The following is a 26,167-nucleotide window of genomic DNA, read 5'->3' as shown; positions in this document are numbered from 1 at the left end:
CGTCATCGAAATTTCAACAGGAGACACTTAAATGGCGAGTATTCACGACAAACTGGATCAGGTGCGCAAGCCGCGGGTCCATATCAAGTATGAAGTCGAAACCGAAGGCGCGATGGTCGAGAAGGAATTGCCCTTCGTCGTTGGCGTTCTGGGGGATTTTTCGGGCACGCCCACGCAGGATCTCAAACCGTTTTCAGAGCGTGGCTTTGTTCAGATCGACAAGGACAATTTCGATGATGTGCTTGAGCGGATGACGCCTGGGCTGTCGTTGCAGGTCAACAACACGCTGTCTGAGGAAGACGATAACATGCGGGTGAACCTCGCGTTCAAATCCATGGAGGATTTTGAGCCTGCACGCGTGGTCGATCAGGTGCCCGCGCTGAAGAAGCTGTTGGAGAGCCGCAACCAGCTGCGCGATTTGCTGAGCAAGGCCGACCGCTCGGAAGAGCTCGAAGTGCTGCTGGAGCGGATGCTGCAGGACAACGACGCGCTCAAAGAACTGATGGATGATCTTGGCCGCGAGGAGGGTAAATAATGGCTGCTGCAACACAGAATGCCGCTGTCGCCACAAAGACGGCGCAGGATGACAGTCTGCTGGATCAGGTTATTGGCGCCACGCGCCAGACCGAGCCGGACCGGACCAAGGAGTTGCTGAAAACCCTGACGGATGCCGCGTTGGACGGCACCGTCAGCTATTCGCGCAACCTGACAATCACGCTGACCAAGGCCATCGAAGAGATCGACGCGCGACTGAGCACGCAGCTGGCCGAGATCATGCAGTCGCCTGAGTTCGCAGCGCTGGAAGGGTCCTGGCGCGGCTTGCAGCACCTTGTGCAGAACTCCAACACCTCATCGAACCTCAAGATCCGGGTGCTGAACGCCTCGAAGAAAGAAATCGGGCGCGATCTGGCCAAGGCTGTGGAGTTTGATCAGTCACGCCTCTTCAAGGCGATCTATGAGGATGAGTTTGGCACACCCGGCGGTGAGCCCATCGGCACGCTGATCGGGGATTTCGAGTTCGACAACAGTTTTGAAGACCTCGAATGCCTGACCAACCTCAGCCATGTTTCGGCGGCGGCGTTTGCGCCTTTCATCTCGGCAGCCTCGCCCAAGCTCTTTGGCTTTGACGATTATACTGAGCTGAGCAAGCCGCGCGATTTGTCGAAGATCTTCGATGCGACGGAATACGCCAAATGGCGAGGTTTCCGCGAGAGCGAGGATTCTAAGTTCGTCAACCTGACCATGCCGCGCGTGCTGGCGCGCATGCCTTATGGCGCTGACACTCGCACGATTGACGAGTTCGACTACAATGAGGCCATCGCCTATGATGGCGACCGCATTCCGCACAACAACTACTGCTGGATGAACGCCGCCTACGTCATGGGCACGCGCCTGACCGAGGCTTTTGCGGCGACGGGCTGGTGTACGGCGATCCGCGGTGCGGAAAACGGCGGCAAGGTTGAAGGCCTGCCGATGCATCTCTTTGCCACCGATGAAGGCGACACGGATATCAAATGCCCCACCGAGATTGCCATCACCGACCGTCGGGATGCGGAACTGGGCAAGATGGGCTTCCTGCCGCTCTGCTACTACAAGAACCACGACTACGCGGTGTTCTTCGGCGCGCAAAGCACGCACAAACCCGCCAAGTACGATCGCCCCGAGGCGACGGCGAACGCCGCGATTTCCGCACGTCTGCCCTACATCATGGCAACCTCACGTTTTGCGCATTACCTCAAGGTCATTGGCCGCGACAAGATCGGCTCCTTCATGGAGCCGGAGGATTGTGAAGAGTGGCTGAACCGCTGGATCAACAATTACGTCAACGCCAATGATGCAGCGGGGGCGGAGAACCGGGCCAAATATCCGCTGCGCGACGCGCGGGTCAAGGTTGAGGAGATCCCGGGCCGTCCGGGCAGCTACAACGCGGTGGCCTGGCTGCGCCCGTGGCTTCAGATGGAAGAGCTGACCACCTCGCTGCGGATGGTGGCGCGCATTCCTGAGAAGTCCTGACATGACCGCCCCGGTTCGCGATATCGGGGCGGTGATTGATCGCGACTTTGGTGGGGACCCGGCACATCGGGTCCTTGCCGCGCGGATTGATCGGCTGATCATTGCCCTTGATGCTGCCTTGACCCAACAGGTGAATGAGATCCTGCATCACCCGGACTTCCGCGCCATGGAAGCCCGGTGGCGCGCACTTGCCCGGCTGGTGGACCAGGCGCAGAGCGGGCCGGGGCGGGTGTTGGTTCGCGTGCTGAATGTCAGCTGGTCAGCCCTGCGGCGTGATCTGGAACGGGCGGTCGATTTCGACCAGAGCCATATCTATCAGCTGATCTATGATGGCGAGTTTGGTATGCCGGGTGGCCTGCCTTTTGGCCTGATCGTTGGCGACTATGACGTCAGCGCCACGACCGACCGCAAGCGCGGCGATCAGGTGGAGACGCTGGGGCGGCTGTCCCGCGTGGCGGCGGCGGCTTTTTGCCCGGTGATCCTGGGGGCGGCGCCGGACCTGCTGGGGGTGGATGATTTCGCCGATATTCCCGCCTATGCCGACCTGACAGACGTGCAGACAGGCGCCCGGTCGCTCGACGATGCCCGTCGCTGGGACAGGCTGCGGCAAAAGGACGACACGCGCTTTGTCGGTGTGGTAGCCCCCCGCGTTGCCCTGCGCCGCGCCTACCGACGCTATGAGATCACGCGCACGGATGGTTTTACCTTTGACGAGACAGCGGGGCGCCCGCTCTTTGTCTCGGGGGCCTTTGCCTTTGCCGCGACCGTGATGGCCGCGTTTCATGACAGCGGCTGGTATGCGGCGATCCGGGGTGCTTTTCAGGACGGTAGCGGCGGTGGGCGTGTGCCCGGGTTCGGCGCCTATGATTTCGGGACGGACCGACACGGTCTGTCCGCGCAGGCCCCCGTGCAGACCCGCTTCACCTCGGCGCAGGAGGACGCGTTGATCGCCCGGGGCATCGTGCCACTGACGGCGCTCTATCTGGAGCCCGAAGCCGTCTTCACCGCGAACCCGTCCCTACACCGCCCTGAAACCTACGACAGCCCGGTGGCCACGGAAAACGCGCGGCTTGGCGCGATGCTGCAATATGTCCTCTGCGCGTCGCGCTTTGCCCATTACCTCAAGGTGATGATGCGCGACGCCGTGGGCACGGTGGCTGACGCGCAAACAATTGAGCACCGGCTGTCCGACTGGCTGCGCGAATATTGTCTGGGCAATGACGATGCCGATCAGGACCTCAAGGCGGCCTATCCGCTGCGCAACGGTTCGGTCAGCGTGGCGCCGGTGCTTGGGCGCCCTGGCATCTATGCCGCAACGGTCCGGCTGCAGCCGCATTTCCAGCTGGATGATGTGTCCACCAGCTTTCACCTGATTTCGGAAACCAGCGGGCAGATCAGCCCCGAAAGGATCACTGCATGAGCGTGACCGATACGCCAACCCTGGCCGATCTCGTGAACGAAGACCGTTTCGACGAGGCTCGCGCGCAGGCCGTTGCCCGCGTCAAGGCGGATCCGAAGGCCGCTGAGGCCCGTGTGGCACTGGCGCAGCTTCTTGCGATTGCGGGCGATCTGGAACGGGCCGAGACCCACGCCCGCATGGCGCAACAGCTGGCTCCCAGGGCGGCGCTGCAGGTGGCGGAACTGAGGCAGTATCTGCGGGCGATGCACGCACGGGCGGAGTGGTGGGCGGCTGGGGCCATGCCCGACATGCCGCTTGGCCCAACGCATGCAGACCGTGCGGCACTGCAGCTGAGCATAGCCCTTGGCGCCGAGCGGGCGGCAGAGATCGAAGCTGCAGCAGAGATGCTCGACGGCGCAGTGGAGCCCGTACATGGAACGCTGAACGGTGCACCCTTTGAAGGGCTTCGCGATCTGGATGACCGGCTGCCCCATGCGCTGGAGGCGTTCACCCCCGGAGGGCACTATCTCTGGCTCGACTTCAGCAAACTGAGCGACGTGATCCTCGCGCCGCTGGCCTCGGTGCTGGATCTTGTTGCCCGTCCGGCCCGGGTGACGCTGACCGACGGATCAGGAGCAGACCTGCGCTTGCCCGCCACCTATGATGCACCGCGCACGGCGCAAGAACGGCTGGCTCGCAGCACCGATTATGCGCCAATGCCGGGCGGTCTGACCCGTGCCTACGGGCAGCGCGCCTTTCTTGCGGGTGAGAACATCGTGGCGCTGCACGACATCCAAAGGCTGACATTGACCTATGGATAATGCTCGCTGCCTCCGACCGGACCGGCTTCAGCCGTCGTTGATCGACCGGCTGGTCGACACCGACCCTGATCGGGAGCGGGACCCGCCCGTGACCCAGGCCGAGACGCTTGATGGCATCCGAGCGGCACTGCGCCGGGATCTGGAGTGGTTGTTGAACACCCGTCGGATGCCCCGGACACCACCCAAGGCCTATGAGGCGCTCAGTGACAGCCTGCTGACCTATGGTGTCGAGGATTTCTTTTCCGCCAGTCTGACCACGACGCGCCAGCGCGCTGCATTTGCCGAAAGCCTGAAATCCCGGATCGCCCGCTGCGAGCCGCGCCTTGAGGGCGTCGAGGTGTCTTTGGTTGCCGGCCCGGTGCCGTCGCGCCGCACGCTGCGGCTGCGGATTTCGGGGCGCTACACCGCGCGCCCGGGTCTGCCGCCGATGGTGTTCGAGACAGCGATGGACCCGGTTGCGGGGCGGTTTGCGGTCACCAACGGCCAGGGGCCGGTGGGATGAGCGGGCGGTTTCTGGAGTTCTACAATGCAGAGCTGACCGCGCTGCGCCGCCGCGCGGGTCGGTTTGCCGCAAGCTATCCGAAACTGGCCGGGCGGCTCCGGCTGGCGCCGGACACGGCGGATGACCCGCATGTGGAGCGGCTGATCCAGAGCTTCGCCTATACTGCCGCCCGGGTCCGGCAAAAGCTGGACGACAGCCTGCCCGAGCTCACGGACAGCCTGCTTGAGACGCTTTATCCGCACTACCTCGCGCCGACCCCGGCACTGACCGTGCTGGCCTTCACTCCCGATGTCGGTCTGGATGTGGCCACCACCGTGCCGCGCGGGACCGAAGCCGCCTCCGAGACCCTCGACAATGACCGCGTGCGCTTTGCCACAACGCAGGATGTGGTCTTGGCGCCGTTGCAGATTGAAAGTGTGCGCATGATGGCGCGCCCCTTTGACGCGCCCATGGGTCCTAAGGCGGCGCGCGCTTGTCTGCGGATCAGCCTGCGCACGACAAATGGGGCGCCACTGCAGGAGATCGGGCTTGAGACCCTGCGCCTCTACCTCTCCGGCCCGGGCCAGCAGGCCCCGGCTTTGGCGCGGCTTTTCCTGCAGCACCATCTGGGCAGCGTCCTGGCTCAGCACGCCAATGACCCCGAGCCTTTGGAGATCGCGCCAGGCGCCCTGCGGCCCATCGGGTTCGATGCGGACACGGCGCTGTTGCCCTACCCCAAGGGCAGCTTCCGAGGCTACCGCATGCTGACGGAGTTTGCGGTTCTGCCTGAAAAATTCCTGTTCTTCGATCTTGCGCTGCCGTCTTTGCCACCCCGACCGGCAACAGAGCTGTTCTTGTATTTCGACGCAGCCGCCGATGAGACCTTGCGAGGCATCGGGGCGGAGGCGCTGACCCTGCACGCGACGCCGGCGATCAACCTCTTTCCGGCCCGCACCGAACCCGTACCCTTCGACGGGACACGCAGCAGCTATCCGCTTCAGGCTGATGCCCGGCGGCCCCGGACCCGCGCGGTGCATTCGGTGCGCCGCGTGACCCTGACCCATCCTAATGGGACGGAGGAGACCTGCCCGCCGTTTTTCCACCGGCTGACCGATCACCGCAGCGGCGGCGTGTTCTGGCAATTGCAACGGCTTTCGGACGCGGACGGCCACGCGCCGGGTGCCACCGCCATCGCCTTTGTCGATCATCGCAACCGGGCTTCGGTGCGGCGCGACAGCACCGCCAGCGTTGAGGTTCTGGCCACCAATGGCACGCTGGCCAGCCGTCTGCCCTTTGGCGGCGGGCAGCCCCGGCTGGCGCTGATCTCGCCGCAGGATGTGGTCGCAGGCATCACCTGTTTGCGCGCGCCCACCGCGCATCGTGGCGCTGCGGCGGATGCCGACCGCGCATGGTCTCTGATCTCGCATCTGTCTTTGAACCACCTCTCACTGGATACTGCTGGGGCTGCTGCCTTGCGGGACATCCTGCGGCTCTACGATCCCGGCGACGGGCCGGAGATGGCGCAGATGATCGATGCCATCGACGCGCTTGAAACCCGCAGCGGTTTGGGGCGTGTGGGCGGTGTGACGGTCACGGGCACCGATGTGATGCTGACCTTTGACGACAACCGCATCAGCGCCGCGCAGGCGGTGCTGTTCGGCGCGGTGATTGACCGGTTTCTGGGCTGTTACACGACCATAAATACCTTCACCCGGCTGACGCTGCGCATGAAGAACCGCACTGACACGCTGGCCCGGTTCGACGCCCGCGCCGGTGAGGAGGCGTTGATATGACCGATGTTCCTGAGACCGTAGGCCTGTTTGAGGATCTGACCGAAGCCCCGGACCGGTTTGACGCGATTGTCGCGCTGCGCCTTGCTGCGCAGGAGGCGGAGGCACGTGGGGTGCCGCTGGATATTCGCGCCGTGACCGAGGCGCGGCTGGCTCCTGTCGCCATCGCGGGTGTGGCCGCGGATGGTGACGCAGTGACCGTTGATGTGGCGCTGGGCGGGTTGACCGGACCGCTCTCGCCACTGCCTTTGGCCTATACGGAACTGGCAGCGGCCGACCGGAGGCGCGGCGCGGGCGGGCTGGGTGCGTTTTTTGATCTCTTTGCCGGTCGGCTCACGCTGCTTTTTGCGGCGGCCTCCGGCAAGTACAATCTGCCGAACCTTCTGCAATGGGTCGCGCCCCGCGAAAACCGTCTGCTGCAGGCTCTGCGCGCGTTGATGGGCGCTGGTACGGATCGTACTGCGGCACGACTGCCTCTGGGGCAGGAGGCAACACTGCGCCATGTTGGCCTTTTTGCGCAGCGGACCCGCTCGGCACTGGGTCTGCAGACCATGGCCGAGGCGGAATTGGATCTGCCCGTGAGTGTGTTGCAGTTCCACCGGCGTTGGCGTCCCATGCCGCTGGAGGATCAGACCTGCCTGAGCGGGCAGGGTGCGCTGGGCCAGACCACAGCTGCGGGCGCTTATGTGCCCAACCGAACGGGGCAGGTGCGCCTTGTTGTGGGTCCTGTCCGCTACGCGGATTTTCTGTCGCTTGGCTTCGGGCAGCCGCGCCTGACCCAACTTGCGCAGCTGACGCAACTGTACCTTGGGCCGGTGGTAGAGTTCGACATTCAAATTGTGCTCGACCGCCGGGATGTGCGTGAAACGCAGCTGAGTGATACGGCGCAACTGGGGTGGAACTGCTGGGCGCTGACCGCGCAAGCGGCTCAGGACAGCGACGAGGTCGTGATCGACGGCGCGCTCGCCGCAAACCCGCCCAGCATGGAAAAGGAGGTGACCCGTGCAGCTTAAGATCGAGCTGATAACGGGACCCGCTGCGGGTGAAGTGCGTCTGGTTGGTGGCACTGAAACGCCTTTTGTCATCGGCACGTCGGCGGGGGCCACATGGCGTTTGCCTCTGACACAAGAGGCACCGGGCGACATCAGGATCGCCCCGACCTCGGATGGGTTGATGGCGGTTTTGCAAAGCGGTACCGCCTATCTTGATCAGCGGGCCCTGACGGCGGACATGCCGCGCGCGCTGCTGCCCGGCGCGGTTCTGATGGTTGCAGGCCACCAGCTGCGCGCTGCCGGAAGCATGGCGGATGCCTTGGTCGGAGACGACACCACCACTTTGCAGCCCACGGTCTCGTCCATCCTGTCGCGTGCCGCCCAGCCAGCGACTGTTGGATCTGCGCAAGGGAGCACGGCAGAAAAGGAGGACTGGATCAGCGCGCTGACCACCACTCCGGCGCCGCGCGCGGAATGGATGAGCCTTGGTAGCTACGAGAAAACCGGCAAGCCTCAGGTTGAGGAGGACCCGCTTGGCGCCGTATCGGCGCCCTCCGGCCCCTTCCTGCCACCTGACTGGGATCTGACCACAGCGCCCTCCGAGACCTCCACCCGGATGACCCAGTCGCGTCTGGCCGAGGTCACGCTGCGCATTGGGCGTGCCTTGCCAGCGACTGATACGGAAGAACCCGCGCCATCAGACCCGGCAGTCGACGCCTTCCTGAAAGGTGTGCAGCTGCTGCCGGAGGAGGTGCAAGGCGACCTGCCTGCCCAGATGCAAGCCTTTGGGCGGATGCTGCGCGATTTGTTGGATGCAGTGGCGCGTCTGGAAGACGCACAGGCACAGATCGGAGCAGAGCTCGACCTGGCAAACCCCTTACCGCATGCGGCCACCCGGCAAGCGGATGCCACGTTGATGAGTGTCTCCAAATCGCCCGCGTTTGCGCTCCAGTTGCTCAGCACCCGGCTTGCTGATCTTGAGGCGGGCACACGCGCGCTCTGGTCCGGGATTCAAAGCTTTGCGCGCAGGGCCGGTGAGACATTTGACCCTGATCTGATCGAAGCCGCCACCGATGCCCAAGGCGGCGTGAGCGCCCGTTTGAACAGATCCGGTGCGGCCTGGGCCACCTATCGCAGCCGCTACGCCGCAGCCCCCCTGACAGAGGCTGCCTTGGCCGATGCGATCCGCCAGGCGATGCCACCTGCGTCTGAGCCCACAGATCCCAATACCACCCAAGAGGAGCGTCCAAGGTGAAAACCGACAATCGCGTTGCCTGGACCGAGGGTATGTTCCTTCGCCCTCAGCACTTTCAGCAGGCTGACCGCTGGGTCGAACGCCTGATCCGCGACCGGACCGAGCCGCTGGTGCCCTATCCCTGGGGGCTGACGCAAATCGCGCTGGATCGTGCCGCCTTGGGTGTGGGTCGCGTGGCGCTGACGGCCATTGCGGGCATCATGCCGGATGGCACTCCCTTCGCTGCCCCGGATCAGGCCGATCTGCCCGCGCCGGTGCAACTGGCCGAAGGGTCAGGCGCGACGACAATCTACCTCGCCCTGCCGATGCACCAGGCGGGCCAGCCCGAGTATGGGCCGGAGGGCGGCTCCTCCGCTGCGCGCCACAGCCGCACCGACTATGAGGCGGCTGATGCCAATGCGGATGCGGATTTCACGGCACCGGTCACCGTCGGGCGACTGGCACTGAGCCTGAAGACGGAGGCGCAGGACCGGGAGGGGTTCGAGTGCCTGCCCATTGCCCGCGTTGCCGAAACCCGCGCCGATCTCTCCGTGATCCTCGAAGAGGACATGGTGCCGCCGGTGTTGAGTTTTGGCGCCGCACCGCGCTTGCGCGGGTATCTGACGGAACTGCTGGGCCTGCTGAAGCATCGCGCTGTCGCCATTGCGCGGCGCATGGGTGACCCGTCGATCCGCGGCGGGGCCGAGTTTGGCGACTACATGATGCTGCAGGCGCTCAATCGCGCGACGCCCCAGATTGCACATATGGAGGCGCAGGCCGCACAGCTGCACCCCGAGACGGTCTACCGCATGTTGGCTGAATTGGCCGGGGAGCTTGCGACCTTCACCGCCGAGGACTCATTGGCGCCGGATCTCGCTCCGTATGTGCATATGACGCCCGAGGCGACCTTTGCGCCGGTGATGGAGGTGCTGCGGCGCGCGCTTTCGGCTGTGCTGGATCAATCGGCCACGCCGATCCCCTTGGAGCAGCGGCGCCATGGCGTGCGTGTGGGCATGATCGCCGACGCCGCCTTGCGACAGGAGGCGGGTATGGTGCTGGCCGCCCGCGCGGATATTCCTCAGGAGCAATTGCGACGCGCCTTGCCCAACCAGATCAAGGTTGGCCCGGTGGATCGTATTTCTGAGCTGGTAAATGTGGCGCTGCCGGGTGTGCCCGTGCGCCCCTTGCCAGTGGCCCCGCGCCAACTGCCCTACCGCGCCTCGACAGTGTATTTCGAGCTGGATACGCAAGACGAGATGTGGCGTGCGACCTCTGACAGCGGGGCGGTGGCGATTCATCTGGCCTCTGAGTTTCCGGGGATCGAAATGGAGCTGTGGGGTGTGCGGGCATGAGCCGTTCAACCGCTGGATCCACACCCGACGACGAAGACGACCTGCCGCGCATCGTCTTGCCGACACCCGGCGGGCGCAAGCCCGAGGCTCCCACTGCGCCATCGGTGGCGCCCGATCCGGTGCGCCCGCTGCCGTCGCTGTCGGTTGCGGATATCCTTGCAGGCTTCCGGTTTGAGACCGGTGACCTGCCCATCATGGTGGCACGCGCAGCCCCGCTGCTGAACCTCGCGCATGCGCTGCGCCAGAATGATTATACCGATCAGATGGGGGCCCTGCGTCGCGAGTTGACCGAGGCGGTGCGGCGCTACAACTCCGATCTGTCAACGGCGGGTATCCTGCCCGAACAGGCGCGCGCGGCGCACTACGTGGTCTGCGGCACGCTGGATGATGTGATCCGCAACACGGACTGGGGCGGCGAGTGGGCGGTGGATGGCCTTGTCTCGACCTTTCACCACGACGTGCAGGGCGGCGAGCGCGTCTATGACCTGCTCGGCCATTTCCAGAAAACGCCGCGTGCCAACCGCGACATCCTGCTGCTGATCTACCTGTGCTTGTCTTTGGGCTTCGAAGGGCGCGCCCGGGTCAGCCCGCGCGGGGCAACTGAACTGGCGCAGGTGCGCGAGAACCTCTTTCGCGTGCTGCGCACCGAATTTGACATTGTCGAGCGTGATCTGTCACCGCAATGGCAGGGCGAGGACGCAGCACACACGCGCACCCGGCGCGGCCTGATGTTCTGGCTGATCAGCGGTGTCACCCTTCTGCTTCTGTTGGCGCTTTTTGTGACGCTGAGCCTGCTGCTGAACCGCAGCGCCGAAGCCACGCTTGAGCGGATGGCCGCACTGCCGCCAGGCGACGTGCCGTCGCTGGCCTTACCGGAGCCACCCCCGCCGCCCACACCCTTGCCGGAACCTGCGCCGCAGCCCGCACCGGTGGCGGTAGACCCGGAGCCCCCCGCGCCGGAGCCGCCCAGCACCCCAGCGATTGAAACACTTATCGCCTTCCTTCAGCCCGAGGTGGACGAAGGCCTTGTCCGGCTGTTCCGGGATGGCGATGCGGTGCTGGTGCGCGTGAACAATGCGGGCGCCTTTGCGCCAGGCACGTCCGAGATCAACGCAGATTTTGTGCCTATCTTTGACCGCATCGGGCAAGCGTTGGTGGCAGAGGACTTTGATGTGCTGATCCTCGGCCACACGGACAACCTGCCCATCGTCTCAGCGCCTTACCCAAACAACGAATTCCTCTCGAATGCCCGCGCGGCTGCCGTGCGGGATATCTTCCTGGGCTACATCGCCTCTGATCGCACCGAGATCCGAGGGCTGGCGGATAAGCGGCCTATCGCCTCAAACGACACACCTGAGGGCCGCGAAGCGAACCGCCGGACAGAGATTCTGGTGCGGGAGGCTGGGGACGACATTCCGCCCGGGCTGTTGTCGCAAGGGGCGTTGAGCCAGGGTTTGACCGAGACGGAGGTTGCCCGATGAATCCTCTGAGCATGTGGACCTCGTTCCGCTCGACCGTGCAGGCCTATTCTGGGATTGCTGGCAGCCGCTTTATTGGCATCATCTGGATCTGCGCGATCTGCGGTGTGATCTGGATCTTCGGGCCGCGCCTGTCGCTGGGGGGCACGGCCCCGCTGGCTGAGGCGCGGCCTCGCCTGATCCTAATGGCGTTGGTGGTGGTCATCTATCTGCTTTGGATGGTGGTCTCGCGGCTCCGCCGCCGCCGTGCCGCAAAGACGCTGGACGACGCGGTCACTGAAACCGCCGAGGATCGTGCCGCCGCCGAGACACAGGCCGAGATCACCGAGTTGCGCAGCCGCTTGAAAGATGCGCTCAAGACCATGCGGCGCATCACCCGGCGGCGCTTTGGCTCGGCCTATGAGTACCCGTGGTATCTGATGATGGGCGCGCCGGGCGCGGGCAAGACGACACTTCTCACGAACTCGGGCCTCAAGTTCCCGCTGGGTGACGCCATGCACGCCGAACCGGTTCAGGGTGTCGGCGGGACGCGCAATTGCAACTGGTGGTTCACAGATCGTGCCATTCTGATCGATACCGCAGGCCGTTACACCACGCAGGACACGGGTCAGCAGCGCGATGCGAAGGGCTTTCTGGGCTTTCTCAAGATGCTGCGCCGCAGCCGGCGGCAACAGCCGATCAATGGCGTGGTGCTGACGCTGTCATTGACGGACGTTCTGACCCAATCACCGGAAGACCGTTTGCGCGAGGTGCGGGCCATCCGCCAGCGCCTGTCCGAGATCGAAGAGACGCTTGGCGCGCGCGTGCCCGTCTATCTGGTGCTCACCAAGGCCGACAAACTGACCGGCTTCCCGCGGTTCTTTGACAGCCTCGGAGCACAGGCGCGCGGGCAGGTCTGGGGCATCACCTTCCCACTGGAGGAGGCGCAAACCGCAGGTGCCCTCCCGGGTATCTTCTCACGCGAGTTCCAGGCCTTGCTTGCGCGTCTCAACGCCATGTTGGTCGAGCGCTTGCAACAGGAAACCGATATCGACCAGCGGGGCCGCATCTTCCGTTTTCCAGCTCAGGTCTCCGCTCTGCATGACGCCCTGCGCGAGGTGGTGGAGGAGCTGGCCTCCGGCTCTGACCGGGTGGCGGAGCCGCTGATCCGGGGGGTCTATTTCGCCTCCGCCACGCAGGATGAGCCGCTGACCCCGCCGCGCAGCGCCAGCGGCATTCCGATCCCCGCCAGTGCGATGAACCGCAGCTACTTCGTGGATCGTCTGTTCTCGGACGTGATCCTGAAAGAAGCGGCGCTGGTGTCCCGTGACACGCAGGTCGAGCGGCGCCAGCGTGTCGCCACCGGGCTGGGGTATGGTCTTGCGGCCTGTCTGACACTGTTTCTGATCGGGGCCTGGGGGTCCGGCTACAGTTTCAACCGCACCGCGCTGGCCTCGGTGGACACGCGGTTGACCGACTATGCCAACCTCGCCCGGAACATCCCCGTTCGCGATGTCGCCGACACCGACTTTCTGCGGGTGCTGCCCGCTCTCAATCTGCTAGCGCAGAGCCCGGCTGCGTTCGAGGATGCGGACAGCGCACTGCCGCTGCACCGCGCGGGCTTTGGCATGGATCGGTCCGCGCGTATTTCGAAAGAGCACGCGCAGGCCTATTCCAATGCGCTGGGGGCCTATTTGTTGCCGCGCTACATGGTCGCCCTGCAAAACCAACTGCGCGAGGAGGATCTCACGGAGGCGCAGGCTTTCGAGGCCCTCAAACACTATCTTTCGCTGGGCGGGCTGGGTCCGACTGACCCCGATGGTCTGCTGGCCCATGCCGAGACGGTCTTTGCGGGGCTCTACCCCGGGACAGGGCGTGCGCCGACCCGCGAGGCGCTGATCACCCATCTGGCCGCCATGCTGGAGCGGGGCACCTTGCCGGTGTTGCAGATTGACGAGACCCTTGTGGCGCAGACCCGTGCGCGGATCGAGACGCTCAGCCCGGCGCGGCGGGTGCTTGACCTGATGGCCGCCCGCCAGATCGCGCGCGCCCTGCCGAACTGGTCCGTGCAGCGGGCCATCGGCCCGGCGGCCCGCACGATTTTTGACGCCAGCGCTACGCCCATCGACGGGCTGCTGACGCGCCGGGGCTACATCAGTGTGGTGCTGCCGCAGATCATGGCGATGGCCGAGACGGCCTCTCAAGAAGGCTGGGTGCGCGGGCCTGGCGGTCGCATCACCGACACCCCATCCGAGATCGCAGCACAGGCGATTGAGCTTTACTGGGCCGACTATATGGTGGCCTGGCGCGGCGCCATCAGTGCGATCACCATCCGCGAGGTCAGCAGCCTGGCCGAAGCGGCTGAGCTTGTCTCGCAGGTGAACTCTCCGGCCAAGCCCTTGTCGCGGCTGGCGGCCTCTATCGCGCAGGAGGCGGATTTGGCCAGCTTGCCCGCCGATGTCTCGTCGGCAGCGCTGCCTTTCGATCCGCAGACGGCTCCGGACCCGTTCGGCCCGCTGCGCCGCGCCATGGCAGAAACAGGAGAGACAGAGGAGGATCAGCCCCTTGCAGCGCTCACCCCGATCCTCGATCAAGTCTATCAGGAGCTGACGCGTCTGGACACACGGGACCCTGTGGCGGCGCAGATGCTGGCCTCGGAAACCGCGCTGAGCGATGCGTCACAGGCGCTGGTGGCCGAAGGCCGACAGCTGTCGCGCCCCGTCGACACCTGGGTTGTGAGCCTGGCTGCGCGGGTGTCGGATGCAGCCGTCGGGCAAGCGCGTGTTGCGGCTGATGCGCTGTGGAAAGCAAAAGGTGTCGACGTGTGTCGCGCCGCCGTGGAAGACCGCTACCCGTTCTCGCGCGCCGCCCGCATCGACGTGACAATGACGGATTTCACCCGTGTGTTTGGCCCGGATGGGTTGTTCGATAGCTTCTTCGACGCCAATCTCGCGGGCTTTGTAGACACCTCGCGCGATGTCTGGACGTGGCGCGGCGGGCTGGGTCTCGACGATGCGGACAGCAGCGCATTGCGCCAGTTTCAGCGCGCGGACGCGATCCAGCGCGCGTTTTTCCCCAATGGCGCCACGGCGCCACGCATCGATCTGGATATTGATCTGTTGTCGCTGGGCGCAGGCGCCAACGTCGTGGTGATCGATATGGGGAATATGCGCACCACCCACCGCCGCGATCTGTCGGACAACAAGGTGCTGGCCTGGCCCAACGACGGCTCAGCCCAGGCGCGCATTCTGCTGCTGCCGCAGGATCGGCGGACTGCGCTGGTCACCACGGGCCCCTGGGCGCCCTTCCGGCTCTTTGATCAGGGGGATCCGCGCCCGGTTGCGGACAATCAGTTCGACGTGAGCTTTGTTGTGGATGACCGCAAGGTCGATCTTCGCGTGACCTCCGGGTCGGTGCTGAACCCCTTCCGATTGCCCGCCCTGGCCGCCTTCCGCTGCCCAACCGGATTTTGAAGGAGGCTGGGATGGACACTTTGGGATATCGCGGATCACAGACCACCCCGGTTAGCGCGCAGATCCACACAGGCTATTTTGGGAAAGTGCCCGTGCACGGCGACTTTGTGGGTCACGGGTTGCCCCGTGTGGTGGAAAACGGGTTGGACGTTTGGCTGCGCGCGGCGATGCGGGCCAGTCAGACGCAGTTGGGGCGCGGGTGGCTGGATGCATTTCTGGTGACCCCGGTCTGGCACTTTGCTGTGCCAGCGGGCGCCTTTGGCCCCGAAACTGTGCTTGGGGTGATGATGCCCAGTGTCGACCGGGTCGGGCGCTATTTCCCGCTGATCATTGCAGGCTCTTTTCCCATGCCAATGATGCAGGCGCTGCATGCGGTGGATGGTTGCGGGTTCTACCCGGGCGCTGAGGCGGCAGCGTTGTCGGTGCTCCGGTCCGGCCTGTCGATTGGCGCGTTTAACGAGGCCATCGAGGCGCTGCCACTCCCAGGCCCGGATCAGATTGCCGCTGCGCATCGCAAGTCTGGAGACAGCCCGCAAGACACCGGCGTCTGGTGGACAGCAGACCGCGACCCGCAATGGCACGATGGCCTGCCTGCGGCGGACAGCTTCGCAGATGTCTTCATGGCTCAAGCCGCTGGGACGGGGCAGGACCAACCGCGCTCTGCTCCGGTTCCAGATCCTGCGCCGCGCCCGGCCTCGGCCGCTGCGCCAATTGTCGCGGTGGCTGAACACGAACTGCCCGCCGTTGACCGGCTGCTGCCCTCAGGTGCTGCGCCCGACGTCACATACCCGTCCGCATCAAGGCCACTGCTGGCACTGACCTCCGCCTCTGCGAGCCTCAAGGGGCAGCGATCCACCGCCAACACAGATGTGGCTGTGACCTCTGAGGATGGGCAGGCCTTCACCCTGCTGTGCGGTCTGGGACAGAATCCGGGGCTGCCCGCAGCGCTTGGAAGTGTCGCACCCCTGCTGGAGGACATCACGCATCCCTTCGCGATGAACGACCTGATCGCGGAGGCCAAGGGCAAACTTGGCCGGGCCAATGCCACGCTGACCGCCTGTGCTGCCCAAACCGGACAGCGCGGCGGCGCCTCGGTGGTCACACTGCTTATCCAGGCACATCGGCATGCAGTGCTCTGGGCCGGTATCGCGCGGGCCTTCCTGTTGCGGGATGGTGAGCTGCTTGCACTGAACCGGCCGCATCTTGACCCACGGCTGCGCAATGTTGTGACCCGCGCCTTGGGGGCAGGGCCAAACCTGTCGCCTGACACCGCCATTGGTGAAGTGCGGGCGGGGGACCGCTTCTTACTTGTCTCTCCGGGACTCTTTGAGGCCATCGGCCCTCAGGAGATTGGCGAAACCCTTTCAGATGCAACGGATCCGCATCAAGCTGTGACCCATCTGACTCAGAGCGCACTTATCGCGGGCGCTGCTCTTGACGCCTCTGCGCTGAGCGTTTTTGCTCAGGCACGTCAAGAGCCGAGCGCAAAGCCCTACAATCAAATGTAAAAAGGCCCAAGTTATGTTTCGAAAAATGGTATTGCTATGGGTGGGGTTGACCCTTGCCGCCTGCGCTCAGTCCGACGGGCCGACCCCCGCTGAGGTGCGCCGCGACGCCCGTGCCGCCGATGTGCTGATCCTTGAGCTGGCCCCCGATGTCATTGCCGCGCTTGGCACGCCCAAGCCGCCGGAGGGGTTTGTCGGGTTCTCCTCCCGCAGCTTTGTGCCCGGAGCGATTCAGCCAGGCGACGTGATTGCGGTGCGGGTCTTTGAGCCCAGCGAGGATGGGGTTTTGTCCGTCGTCAATTCCACCGCGCTTGATCTGGGTGAATTCGTGGTGTCCCCGGCGGGCACCGTCATGATCCCCTTCGTCGGCCACATCCGGGTGGCCGGAAATTCCGTGTCCGCGGCGCAAAACACGATCACGCAACGTCTGCGCGAAAATGCCATTGAGCCTCAGGCCGCGGTCAATATCCAGGTCAGCCCCAAAAGCGCTTTCACAGTGCAGGGCAATGTGCCTCAAGGTGGGCTGTTCCCGCTGTCCGCGCGTGGGGAACGCGTGTTGGATGCGGTGGCCATGGCCGGGGGCACGCAGGCCGACCCTGAAAGCACGATCGTGACCGTCATGCGCGGCAGCCGATCCGGGCGCCAGATCTATGCGAAGCTGCTGTCTGATCCGGTACAGAACATACCGCTGCAACCGGGTGATACGGTCATCGTCGGGGGAGGCGGGGCAAAATTCATCGCGGATGGTGCGTTGAACTCGACCGGCGAGTTCGACTTTGTCGAGGGGGAGTTGTCGCTGTCGCAGGCCGTTGCGAAGGCCGGTGGTCTGCAAAGTGCCCGTGCCAACCCGGGTGCCGTCTTCCTGTTCCGGCGCCAGCCGCCGGGTGAGTTCTTTCGCTATCGAGAACGCAGTGGGACGGAACGAAACATCTATGGAGATGTGATTTTCCGTGCAGATTTCGACAGCCCGACAGAGCGGTTGACTGCGCAACAGTTCTTCCTGCGAGATGGAGATGTGCTTTACGTCGGTAACGCGGCACTGGCGAACTTCTCCAAGTATTTCCAGATCTTCAATACGCCGCCTGAAGTGCCAGCACCATCTCTACCCTAGAGGAAAATGTTTTGCGGTGTGGCGTGGATTGGGATGATCCTCAGGGAAAGCTTGACCTTCATGGCTGGCTCGGCCTGGGCCTGCCGCCGAACATCATTCTTTCTCAATGAACTGGGTGAATAGGCGAACCTTCTGACCAGTTCCAACCGGTAATCTGCGATACTTCTTTTTCAAAATCACAAGAAGCCACAACCCTTAGATTGCGTTTTCTGAGATCTGCAATCAAAGCTGAAACGCTGGCGATATACTGCCTTTCAGAAATTGCGTCGCTGGTTGGCTCCAAATAAGCACCATAAGGCCAAAAGAGAAAACCGCCCAAAGATTCAAGGTGGCTAGGGTTGTGATCCAGAGAGATTTCCAGATCTATGTCAAACATAGGCGTGGAAAGTGTGCGCCCTGAGCGTTTGGCAGACGTCACTTTTAGGATGTGATCTGCCAAATCATCGAGGTTCTCAGCGCCATCTATGTATAGCTGACATGTCAGGTCCACTGTCTGTCGTCTCACTTCATTGGTCTCGCTGATCGAGTGGTAAACAGCCCGTCTTGCCAGCTGCTTGTGGTCGGCTCATAGACGCAACCACCGCGATGGAGGGCGTTCTCACCAAGACGCGACCGTCATCGGTTCGTTCTACCGACAGCTCCTCTCTTGTCGGAGGATACCGAAAGGAGCTGGCTTCGCCGCGCTCAAATGCCTGAACGGCGGGTAACACCGCTGATAGAGACGGACCAGCAGCCTCAGCATCAGATGAAACCGGTTCCAGAAGATGGCCGGCCAAGGAACACTGCAACCAAGTTGTCCCGTCCGGGAACGCAAATTCAACCTCGTAGTTGCCGTCACCGTAGTCGTCCAATACGACTCCAATCTCACCGGGCGCGAGCGCAAGTTGTCTTTCGAATTCGCCAGAGTAGTGCACATTGTCGAATTCGCTTATCTGGTTGGTGCTTCTATTGGCCATGTGCAGTTCAGATCGTATTGGCTCATGCGTCATCTATTTCAAATCACAAGATCACTTTGACAAGTCTTAGACGTCGATATGTCAAAAGGTCGAAACGCACTCGGAAATGGACACGTCTATCCATCAACTCATATCGATTGGCACTGGTTCTATGGTCGTCCGTCCGTCTTCTTGCCTCAGGCACCCCATGACGTCTCGACCGTCAGGATAGAAAATACGCAGTACGTCTTCCGTAGCCACATGCGGGTCAAAAACCGCACAAGGTTCTTGCAAAGACCTGGCGAGTTCTTTGGTGATCGATACTGCATCTTCCTCAAGACTGTCATTGGTTGTGTGGACTACCAGTAAATTCCAGACGTTGTCAGAAACCAGCTCAAAGCCAATAACATCATCAAAACTGTCTACGGCCCAATAAGCCCCAGCTTCAAGAATGACTGAAACAGGCAAGCCCGTTGCCTGCGCCAATGCGGCTCGGATTTGCTCTGTGTCTTTGACCTGAAAGAGGTTTATTTCGATCATGGAGCTGTCCTTGATGCAAATAGGTCAATGAGTCTCTGACGACTGGCACTTGTCACCCCGGGGTTGCCAGATCTGATCATCCCCGCCAAAGCGCGCTCAGCATTTCCGGTCATCCCACCAGAGCTGGTCATAGTCCGCAAGACGCTGAACTCCGCTTGCGTGAGGTTGACCAGTCCGGGCCCGGAGCGAGGAAACACGGCAGCGCTTTCTGCACCGTGGGTGCCATATACACGACCCGAGTTGGTCAGGATATCGCCGTTGTCCAGGCGGAACGCCTGGCCCGCGTTGATTTCCGCGATATCGCTCGACAGGTCAACGTCACCTCGGGCGACGGTCTTGGGTGAATTTCTGTTGCCTCCGCCAAAGCGCGTATTTGGTCTTATTGTGTTGATGCTATGCGCATCGCTGACATGCACGGGGCTGTCAGGTATGAAGCGCTCCGCCCGCGCTGTAATCCTGCCCCAAATCCTTGTCCTGGATACCCCCCTGGCGACCAGCACACCAGCGCCAGACAGCACCGCACCGCCCAGTCCGCCGGTGAAGGCCCCCATGCCTGCGCCATCAAGCCGGTCCACAAAGCCACCTTCGTCGTGGCCAAAACCAGATACCCCGCCGGTTAAAGCACCGGCCCCGCCGCCAGCCAGCATTGTGCCCCGCAAACCCTGGCCTGCCCGTGCCGCATTGGCAGCAGCGCCGCCCACAGGGATGAAAACCGTTGGGATCGCGCCCACGATTTCGCCGCCCAGAAATGCGCCGGGGTTGCTGATCTGGTTCTGCCGCAGGATTTGGCGCTGCGCAGTGACGATTTCCTCGTAGCTGCGGTTGTCAAACAGGCTGTTCAGGCCAGCGCTGATCTCTTCGTCAAATCCGAAGGTCGTTCCTTGCGGCACGGCTGCGCCAAAGCTCTCGCCAGAGCTTGCCGCCCGCGCGCCGGTTGCAAGCTGATACTGCTCCCAGGCCTCATCTCGGTAAGGTTCGTAGTAATCCATGGCGGCCGCTTGCAAGCCATCGCCAAAGACGGCCTCTCCAATCGCGCCGGGCAGTCTTCCAAGGCCACCGGCACCCCGTGCCGCCTGCCCGAGGAATCCGCGATCTGCGGTCACGAGGTCGCCGTTGCGTGTCCGCTCCCAATGCTGCGCGTCGAAGGCTTCGCGTGTGAGCCCCGCGTCAAACCCGCGCCACTCAGAGACAGCATTCTGCTTAAGCGCACGTTGGCGGCGTTGTTGCTCAAGCTGCGCTTCGGCCTCATCCATCGCTTCTTCGGTGCCATAGACCACATAAAGCTGGGTGGCGGGCATAGGGATCTGATGGCGTGGGGACTGGCCTTCGTCGTCCAAGACGCCGGAGGCCACCTGATCGCCTGAGGCCATATCGTAGATGCGGTAACCGATACCGGGAATCGGCGCGCCGGTTATCTCGTCGACTGCCCCGGCTTCGACCCAGTTGTCCGGACACTCCTCGCAAACCTGCCCAACGTTGCCCTCGGGTTGGGTCTCCGCCGCGGCAAGGCCCTCATGCAGCTGTGCCGGGTTGCGTGGATCGTCGGGCTCCATCAGGCAAAGCCCTCGTAGAATTGAGCCAGTTTCTGGCATAGATCGTCAATGTTCTCTGTGTCTTCCACGATTTGGCGTAGGCGCGCCATAAGCGGGTTATCGAACCAGTATACGCCGTGGATCGCAGCGGCACCGAGATAGGCGGTGCGATGCTGCGGGTCTTGCAGACCGTATCCATCAGCCTGTGCCAAACAGGCGGTCAGCATGGCTTGACGGGCCACAGACCGGACAATTCCGGGGTGCCGACTGGCGAGCCTGTCTAGGGTCTCCTCGGGTGTTAGGGCGGGTTGCAGGCAGGCCACCAACTCGCCGCCAATCGCGCCCAGCCCCTTACCACTCCAACATTCCTGCAAGTGATTTGCGACATGGTCAGCCAACAAGATCAGACGGCGGTCTTGCGGGATGGAGAGCTGGCCCAGTGTCGCTGACACGGCCTGCGCAAACCTGGGGTCGTGCGGGAAGTGCGCGCCCAGCGACATGGCGATGATGACCAGTTTGTAAGTGTCACGTTTGGTGGTGACCTGGTACGGCAGCGCGTATTCCCGAACGGTTCGAACGAAGGCGACCGCTTGGTCGGGCGAGACGCCGAGCGATGCCATATGGGATGGATAGAGGTCCAGAAGCGACTGGCCTGTTTCGCGATCCCACCGGTCCGCTGCGTCGGACTCGAATGTCTCGAACTGTTGCTTGGAAAACTTTATAACCAATGGTCACCTCCAAAAGAGGGATCTAATTGAGCTTTGAGCCAACCTGTTAAATTTATGTTCTATAGCGGCTGCATGGGGTGTCCAGTGGCGTGGCCCTGATCGGCAAACCACCGCCGCTGTGGCCACATCGCATGTGCGTAAAAGCCCGATCCACTTTGTCCAGCTCCGTATCTGTTGGGGGCAGGCCAGACCGCTCGTCCATACCGCCGTTGGTGATGTCGGTAAGCGCCGTCGCTCCAAGAGCAACGCAGGTCTCGATGGCGAGGGCCAAAAAACGGATCGCGGATTCTGGATAGCGCGAGACTCAGTTGGCTTCAGGAAGACCCAACGAACAGACCGCAGGTAGTTTTGCCTCGTCCAGAAGCCGCCGTCCGAGGGCTGCATCGGTAGATGCGGGGTTGGGCAAGGCGATCTCGATGAAATCCATACCGCAGTTCTTGGCGGCTGCAATGGACCTGCGCGGTGCGTGTCTTGTCACACCCCGCGCTGATCATACCTTAGAACTCATCCCACCCATCATCGGTGGCAACCGCAGAGCCTCCGGCGACGGCGGCCACTTTGCGTTCGGCCACCGGGGGCGGAGATTCGGGTTGCTTTGCCACCGGTACCACGGTGTCAGCGGTACCTGTCTCGAAGCTGGCAATCGAGTGCTTTAGGGTTTCAGCCTCGTTGGCAAGCAGGCTGCCGGCGGCGGTGACCTCTTCGAAGGAGGCGGCTTGTTTTTGGGTGTTTCGATCAATCTGCGACACAGCGCTTGTGATCTCACCAATGCCCTGGACCTGTTCCGAGATGGCGCGCGAGATGTCGTCGACCCGGCCCGAGATATTGACCACGCTGTCTGCAATTTTTTCCAGCGAAGATTGTGCGTTGCCGACCTTCGCCACGCCTTCCGTTACGGCGTCATCGCTGCGGGCCATGACGGCATCGATTTCTTTTGCAGCCTCGCTGGCGCGTTGAGCCAATTGGCGGACCTCGGAAGCAACAACCGAAAATCCACGCCCGGCCTCGCCTGCGCGTGCGGCCTCGACCCCGGCATTGAGCGCAAGCAAATTGATCTGGAAGGAAATGTCATTGATGACACCCACGACCTGCCTGATTTCTGTGGAGGCATCTGAAATACGCGTCATGGAGGCTGCGGCTTCGGCAGCCACGGTCCCGCTGGCGCTGGCCGTTGAGCTGGCCAAGCGTGCGTTCTCGCTGGCTTCCTCGGCGCTGCCGCTGACTTGCTTGATGCTGGCAGAGAGCTCCTCCAGGGCGGCGGATGTTTCCTCAAGCGAGGCCGCGTTTTGCTCGGCCTGGCGTGACAAGCCGCCGGATGTGTCGCGCAGTTCGGCGGAAGAGGAGGCCAGATTGCTGCTGCTGCCCGAGATTTCTGACACTAGGACGCGCAGAGCCTCGATCATCTCGTTGGTGTCATCTTGCAGTTTGGCAAACGACCCGCGGAAATCTCCTGTCATCTTCTCGGTCAGATCGCCGCGCGCGACCCGTGCCAGCACCTGCGCGGTCTCGGACAGGCCATCATCGACGCTTTCCACAAGAGAATTCACCGACGACGCCAAGCCGACGAGTTCCTCATCTTCAAATGTGATCTCGACGCGCTTGGTGAAATCGCCTTCCGAAGCGGCGCTCACCACAGATCCAAGCGATGTGCTGAGATCGGAGATCATCGCTTTCCGTGCAGATTCTGCTTGCTGCCGTGCAGCCTCTTCCTGCTCTTGTTGACGTTTCTTCTCTGCAGCTTCTGCAGCGATACGCTCCTCTTCTTCAGCCCGTTCTTTCTCCAAGGCGGCCTTTTCGCGTTTCCGTTCGTCCTCCCGCATCTGGATGGTCTGCAAGGCGTTGTCGCGGAACACATGTAGGGCGGTGGCAAGGCGGCCCAATTCACCGCTGTTTCGACGGACCCCTTTGATTTCGGACAGGTCTCCGTCGGCCAGCCGCTCGGTGATCTGTGCGACCTTGTTCAGGGGGCGGGTGACCAGGAGCCAGACGAGCAGCGGCGCAATAAGCGCCAGGACAACGCCGACCGTACCAATCTGCGTGACCTGAGCGCCAGCGGTATCGACCCGGCTGCTCAGCAGTGCGGCTGTCTCATCAATGGAGTCGACGGCCGCCGCCGAGAAGGACGCTGTCTCTTGCGCGATGGCGCTGACCGCGCGGCTCGCGTTTGTCGCAGCCTGAGCTGCGGCCAGCTGTGCGTCGAAGACCGCAGTTTGCTCTTGTGCGACGCCCGTGTCCGGCTGGGCCAAGGCAAGGAGTTTTTCCACGTCGGTGCTGATATCGGTGTCAGACATCGGTTCGATCAAGGATCTGACGACCACTTCCTGTGCTGCAAGCTCCCCCTGCGCAAGGCTCAGCTCGGTTGGTGTGCGGGACAATGCGACCTTAAGCGCCAATGAGAAAAAATACTTCGTGGCCGCATCCAGGGACGCCATGTCACGCATTGCCGCGACTTCGACGTCCATCAGGTTGGTCAGAGCGGTGTTGCTGGTCTCTTTGGCCTCGTCACTGCCGATGATGAGATTGAAGTAGAGATCATCCACGGCGGGAGACAGCACGCGGTCCACCTCAAGGCGAAGTTCCAGAATTTCATTGGTTGCGGGCGGGCGCCCGGTGCCGGAAAAGGCGCGCTCATAGACCCGCAAGGCTTGTGAGACAGCGGTAGAGACCTCATTGAGGCTCTCCGTATCCTGCATCGTGTCCAGCAGGGCCTGCAGACGTTCTATGGACGACAGAGCCAGATCCTCGGTGATGGATTGCGAGGCGTCGAAGCTGTTTTGCCGCAGCGACAGCCCCAAGCCGGACAGGAGATTAACCTCGGATTGGGCCGCGAGCACAGATTGAAACTGTGCAAAGTCACGTTCGACCAGCTGCGTCAGGGTCTCCTCCATCGATCCGATGGCATCTTCACCGCTGAGCGTCATGTCAAACAGCGCTGAATCCGTAGCCTCTTCCAACCGCGCACTTACCGAATTCGCATCCTCGAAGGCGATTCTCAATGTCTCCAGCGCATGCGCCGTCGCGTCCTGCTCCGCGCGTTGTGCATCGAGCAGGTCGACCAGTGCGGGTTCCACCGGATCCAGCAAACTGATGGCCGTATCCCGCTCGGCGGTGGGCAGAGTATCGAGAGCATTGCGGAAATCGGACATGATTGCCGTTTTTTCGGTCTGCAGCGTGTCCAACTGCTCTGTGGTGTTGGCAATCAATATGTTGGACAACAGCTCGCGTGTCTGATCTGCAGCCTGGGCAATCCCGGCGCTGGTCCGCAGTTGCGGCAGCTTGTCCTCGGACAGGGTGCTCATCTGTGTGTCGATGGATTGAAACACCGACCAGCTGACGTACACTGCCGCGCCGATCATGAGGCCCATCGCGCCGATGATCAGGGCCAGGCGGGCCATGATCGAATGAGCGATCTTCGATACCAGGGATTTCATCCTGAATCCTTCAAACTATGCTGCTGTCGAGGGAAGGTGGCGGCGCCGATCCGGCGCCGCCGCTTGGCGGAACCTAGCTGGAGGGGGCAACGGCTTCGAAGGTGCCATCCGTGCCAATGCGGGTCAGGAACACGCTGTCAGACCCCTGGTTGTCGCCTGGGCCGTAAGACAGGCTGAACCCCCCCAGATCGACGGTTCCGATCTGAGACAGGGCATTCATATAGCTGTCCCGTGTCAGCTCTGCGCCCGCGTTGCGCAGGGCTTCGATTGCGACACGACCGGTCAGATACCCTTCGAGAGAGACAAACCCGGGCTCGGCATTTGCGTCAACCGCTGTCAGTGCCGCTTGATACTCTGCCACCACCGGCAAGGAGGTATCCCAGGGCTGAGGCACAACCTGGCTGATGATCACGCCTTCACCGTCCGGACCCAGCTCTTCGGCGAGCGCTTTGGAGCCGACAAAGGAGATCGTCACAAAGGTCGCGTCCATCTTCATTTTGCGCGACAGTTTGATAAACTCGGCCAGCGGTTTGTAAGCGCCAACCATGACAACCGCCTCGGGCTTGGCTTTGCGGATTTCCAGCAGGGCAGATTTCACGGCCACGGTGTTGCGCGTGTAGGTCCCTTCGGCAGACAGGCTCATACCGCGCGCGTCCAGCGCTTTGGTCACACCCGACAGACCAACGCGGCCAAAACCGTCATCCTGATACAGGATGGCAATGTTGGTCAGGCCAAGATCGTCGACCAGATGATCGATCCACGCAGCGGTTTCGGCATCATAGGTCGCGCGGACGTTGAGTACATTGGTCAAAGACGGATCGCGCAGAAATCCGGCACCTGTGAAAGGCCCGATCATGGGCATGGCGGCGTCCGTGGCAAGCGGTTGCGTGGCCTTGGTTGTCGGCGTGCCGACGGGCCCGATCAGGGCCAGGTAGTCATTGCTCTCAATCACGGAATTCACCGCGTCGATAGAACGGCTCGGCTCATAGCCGTCGTCCATGCTTTCCAGTTGCAACTGGCGGCCATGAATGCCCCCGGCGCGGTTGACCTCTTCGAATGCAGCCTGAATGCCTTGCTGCATGCCAAGACCCAAAGCGGCGGCAGGCCCATCGAGGGCGGCAACTTGGGCAAATTGCACAGTTGTATCGCTGACCCCTTCGTCGGCGAAGGCCGGAAGCGCCATCAGGCAGGCAGCGGCAACAGCTGTGGCGTGAGTGAATTTGAGCATAGCATCATCCTTGCGTCACTAAATCTGCGCGCAAAGCTGACCCTCAGTGGTTGCGAATGAATTAACGCCCGCCGAAATGGTAGTTCGATTTGGACCTAATGGGCGATATGCGCCCTCGTTCTGCCTGTATTTGTCGACCGTACCG

General features: G+C 62.7%; 21 protein-coding genes. 13 read left to right on the top strand and 8 right to left on the bottom strand.

From position 1 onward, the window contains the following. Positions 1 to 31 precede the first annotated feature (31 nt). From tssB to So717_RS13390, 13 genes are read left to right on the top strand one after another with little or no spacing between them, the layout of a single operon-like run. Positions 32 to 535 (top strand): type VI secretion system contractile sheath small subunit, encoded by a 504-nt coding sequence (gene tssB / locus So717_RS13450; protein ID WP_159978144.1) that lies wholly within the window; start codon positions 32 to 34, stop codon positions 533 to 535. Then, positions 535 to 2,013: a type VI secretion system contractile sheath large subunit gene (gene tssC / locus So717_RS13445; RefSeq protein ID WP_159978141.1), complete on the top strand. Its 1,479-nt coding sequence runs from the start codon at positions 535 to 537 to the stop codon at positions 2,011 to 2,013. Before tssB ends, tssC (So717_RS13445) begins: the two co-directional genes overlap by 1 nt. Before the next feature lies 1 nt (position 2,014). After that, positions 2,015 to 3,433, top strand: a complete 1,419-nt coding sequence (tssC, locus tag So717_RS13440) for a type VI secretion system contractile sheath large subunit (RefSeq protein ID WP_159978139.1) — start codon at positions 2,015 to 2,017, stop codon at positions 3,431 to 3,433. Beyond that, complete coding sequence (locus So717_RS13435; protein ID WP_159978137.1) at positions 3,430 to 4,233, top strand: type VI secretion system accessory protein TagJ; 804 nt, start codon at positions 3,430 to 3,432, stop codon at positions 4,231 to 4,233. Before tssC (So717_RS13440) ends, So717_RS13435 begins: the two co-directional genes overlap by 4 nt. Next, the gene (gene tssE / locus So717_RS13430) at positions 4,226 to 4,735 is read left to right on the top strand and encodes a type VI secretion system baseplate subunit TssE (protein ID WP_159978135.1); all 510 of its coding nucleotides are present in this window, start codon (positions 4,226 to 4,228) and stop codon (positions 4,733 to 4,735) included. The genes So717_RS13435 and tssE overlap by 8 nt, the downstream gene beginning before the upstream one ends. Beyond that, positions 4,732 to 6,507 (top strand): type VI secretion system baseplate subunit TssF, encoded by a 1,776-nt coding sequence (tssF, locus tag So717_RS13425; RefSeq protein WP_159978133.1) that lies wholly within the window; start codon positions 4,732 to 4,734, stop codon positions 6,505 to 6,507. The genes tssE and tssF overlap by 4 nt, the downstream gene beginning before the upstream one ends. After that, positions 6,504 to 7,517 carry a type VI secretion system baseplate subunit TssG gene (gene tssG / locus So717_RS13420; RefSeq protein ID WP_159978131.1) on the top strand — a complete coding sequence of 338 codons (1,014 nt, stop codon included), beginning with the start codon at positions 6,504 to 6,506 and terminating at the stop codon, positions 7,515 to 7,517. Before tssF ends, tssG begins: the two co-directional genes overlap by 4 nt. Further along, a complete protein-coding gene (locus So717_RS13415; RefSeq protein ID WP_159978129.1) occupies positions 7,507 to 8,751 on the top strand; it encodes a type VI secretion system-associated FHA domain protein in 1,245 nt (414 codons plus the stop codon). Before tssG ends, So717_RS13415 begins: the two co-directional genes overlap by 11 nt. Then, positions 8,748 to 10,082, top strand: a complete 1,335-nt coding sequence (gene tssK / locus So717_RS13410; RefSeq protein ID WP_159978127.1) for a type VI secretion system baseplate subunit TssK — start codon at positions 8,748 to 8,750, stop codon at positions 10,080 to 10,082. The genes So717_RS13415 and tssK overlap by 4 nt, the downstream gene beginning before the upstream one ends. Further along, positions 10,079 to 11,563: a type IVB secretion system protein IcmH/DotU gene (gene icmH, locus So717_RS13405; RefSeq protein WP_159978125.1), complete on the top strand. Its 1,485-nt coding sequence runs from the start codon at positions 10,079 to 10,081 to the stop codon at positions 11,561 to 11,563. The genes tssK and icmH overlap by 4 nt, the downstream gene beginning before the upstream one ends. Beyond that, positions 11,560 to 15,012, top strand: coding sequence for a type VI secretion system membrane subunit TssM (tssM, locus tag So717_RS13400; RefSeq protein WP_159978123.1), 3,453 nt, complete (start codon positions 11,560 to 11,562; stop codon positions 15,010 to 15,012). Before icmH ends, tssM begins: the two co-directional genes overlap by 4 nt. An 11-nt stretch (positions 15,013 to 15,023) precedes the next feature. Further along, the gene (gene tagF, locus So717_RS13395) at positions 15,024 to 16,520 is read left to right on the top strand and encodes a type VI secretion system-associated protein TagF (protein WP_159978121.1); all 1,497 of its coding nucleotides are present in this window, start codon (positions 15,024 to 15,026) and stop codon (positions 16,518 to 16,520) included. Positions 16,521 to 16,560: 40 nt separating this feature from the next. Beyond that, on the top strand, positions 16,561 to 17,628 hold the full coding sequence (locus tag So717_RS13390) for a polysaccharide biosynthesis/export family protein (protein WP_159978119.1): 1,068 nt from the start codon (positions 16,561 to 16,563) through the stop codon (positions 17,626 to 17,628). Between the two features lie 103 nt (positions 17,629 to 17,731). Here the strand turns inward: So717_RS13390 and So717_RS13385 are convergent, their stop codons facing one another. From So717_RS13385 to So717_RS13355, 8 genes are all read right to left on the bottom strand, one after another. After that, positions 17,732 to 18,004 (bottom strand): hypothetical protein, encoded by a 273-nt coding sequence (locus So717_RS13385; RefSeq protein WP_159978117.1) that lies wholly within the window; start codon positions 18,002 to 18,004, stop codon positions 17,732 to 17,734. 130 nt (positions 18,005 to 18,134) lie between these two features. Further along, entirely contained in the window at positions 18,135 to 18,617 is a 483-nt protein-coding gene (locus tag So717_RS13380; protein WP_238840922.1) for a DUF4926 domain-containing protein, read from the bottom strand. 90 nt (positions 18,618 to 18,707) lie between these two features. Beyond that, complete coding sequence (locus So717_RS13375) at positions 18,708 to 19,103, bottom strand: hypothetical protein (protein WP_159978113.1); 396 nt, start codon at positions 19,101 to 19,103, stop codon at positions 18,708 to 18,710. Next, positions 19,100 to 20,656 carry a hypothetical protein gene (locus So717_RS13370; protein WP_159978111.1) on the bottom strand — a complete coding sequence of 519 codons (1,557 nt, stop codon included), beginning with the start codon at positions 20,654 to 20,656 and terminating at the stop codon, positions 19,100 to 19,102. The genes So717_RS13375 and So717_RS13370 overlap by 4 nt, the downstream gene beginning before the upstream one ends. Further along, complete coding sequence (locus So717_RS13365) at positions 20,656 to 21,363, bottom strand: hypothetical protein (protein WP_159978109.1); 708 nt, start codon at positions 21,361 to 21,363, stop codon at positions 20,656 to 20,658. Before So717_RS13365 ends, So717_RS13370 begins: the two co-directional genes overlap by 1 nt. 304 nt (positions 21,364 to 21,667) lie before the next feature. Continuing rightward, the gene (locus So717_RS22525; protein ID WP_275113674.1) at positions 21,668 to 21,790 is read right to left on the bottom strand and encodes a hypothetical protein; all 123 of its coding nucleotides are present in this window, start codon (positions 21,788 to 21,790) and stop codon (positions 21,668 to 21,670) included. A 70-nt stretch (positions 21,791 to 21,860) separates the two neighbouring features. Then, positions 21,861 to 24,794 (bottom strand): methyl-accepting chemotaxis protein, encoded by a 2,934-nt coding sequence (locus tag So717_RS13360; protein ID WP_159978107.1) that lies wholly within the window; start codon positions 24,792 to 24,794, stop codon positions 21,861 to 21,863. A 73-nt stretch (positions 24,795 to 24,867) separates the two neighbouring features. After that, complete coding sequence (locus tag So717_RS13355) at positions 24,868 to 26,022, bottom strand: ABC transporter substrate-binding protein (RefSeq protein ID WP_159978105.1); 1,155 nt, start codon at positions 26,020 to 26,022, stop codon at positions 24,868 to 24,870. Positions 26,023 to 26,167: the final 145 nt, after the last annotated feature.

The sequence above is a fragment of the Roseobacter cerasinus genome (assembly GCF_009811755.1).
Taxonomy (GTDB): Bacteria; Pseudomonadota; Alphaproteobacteria; order Rhodobacterales; family Rhodobacteraceae; genus Roseobacter; species Roseobacter cerasinus.
This window is presented reverse-complemented; position numbering and strand designations above follow the sequence as displayed.

Coding starts and splice junctions, on each gene's coding strand:
- tssB (WP_159978144.1), top strand. CDS start 32: ATGGCGAGTATTCACGACAAACTGGATCAGGTGCGCAAGCCGCGGGTC.
- tssC (WP_159978141.1), top strand. CDS start 535: ATGGCTGCTGCAACACAGAATGCCGCTGTCGCCACAAAGACGGCGCAG.
- tssC (WP_159978139.1), top strand. CDS start 2,015: ATGACCGCCCCGGTTCGCGATATCGGGGCGGTGATTGATCGCGACTTT.
- So717_RS13435 (WP_159978137.1), top strand. CDS start 3,430: ATGAGCGTGACCGATACGCCAACCCTGGCCGATCTCGTGAACGAAGAC.
- tssE (WP_159978135.1), top strand. CDS start 4,226: ATGGATAATGCTCGCTGCCTCCGACCGGACCGGCTTCAGCCGTCGTTG.
- tssF (WP_159978133.1), top strand. CDS start 4,732: ATGAGCGGGCGGTTTCTGGAGTTCTACAATGCAGAGCTGACCGCGCTG.
- tssG (WP_159978131.1), top strand. CDS start 6,504: ATGACCGATGTTCCTGAGACCGTAGGCCTGTTTGAGGATCTGACCGAA.
- icmH (WP_159978125.1), top strand. CDS start 10,079: ATGAGCCGTTCAACCGCTGGATCCACACCCGACGACGAAGACGACCTG.
- tssM (WP_159978123.1), top strand. CDS start 11,560: ATGAATCCTCTGAGCATGTGGACCTCGTTCCGCTCGACCGTGCAGGCC.
- tagF (WP_159978121.1), top strand. CDS start 15,024: ATGGACACTTTGGGATATCGCGGATCACAGACCACCCCGGTTAGCGCG.
- So717_RS13385 (WP_159978117.1), bottom strand. CDS start 18,004: ATGTTTGACATAGATCTGGAAATCTCTCTGGATCACAACCCTAGCCAC.
- So717_RS13380 (WP_238840922.1), bottom strand. CDS start 18,617: ATGACGCATGAGCCAATACGATCTGAACTGCACATGGCCAATAGAAGC.
- So717_RS13375 (WP_159978113.1), bottom strand. CDS start 19,103: ATGATCGAAATAAACCTCTTTCAGGTCAAAGACACAGAGCAAATCCGA.
- So717_RS13370 (WP_159978111.1), bottom strand. CDS start 20,656: ATGGAGCCCGACGATCCACGCAACCCGGCACAGCTGCATGAGGGCCTT.
- So717_RS22525 (WP_275113674.1), bottom strand. CDS start 21,790: ATGGATTTCATCGAGATCGCCTTGCCCAACCCCGCATCTACCGATGCA.
- So717_RS13360 (WP_159978107.1), bottom strand. CDS start 24,794: ATGAAATCCCTGGTATCGAAGATCGCTCATTCGATCATGGCCCGCCTG.
- So717_RS13355 (WP_159978105.1), bottom strand. CDS start 26,022: ATGCTCAAATTCACTCACGCCACAGCTGTTGCCGCTGCCTGCCTGATG.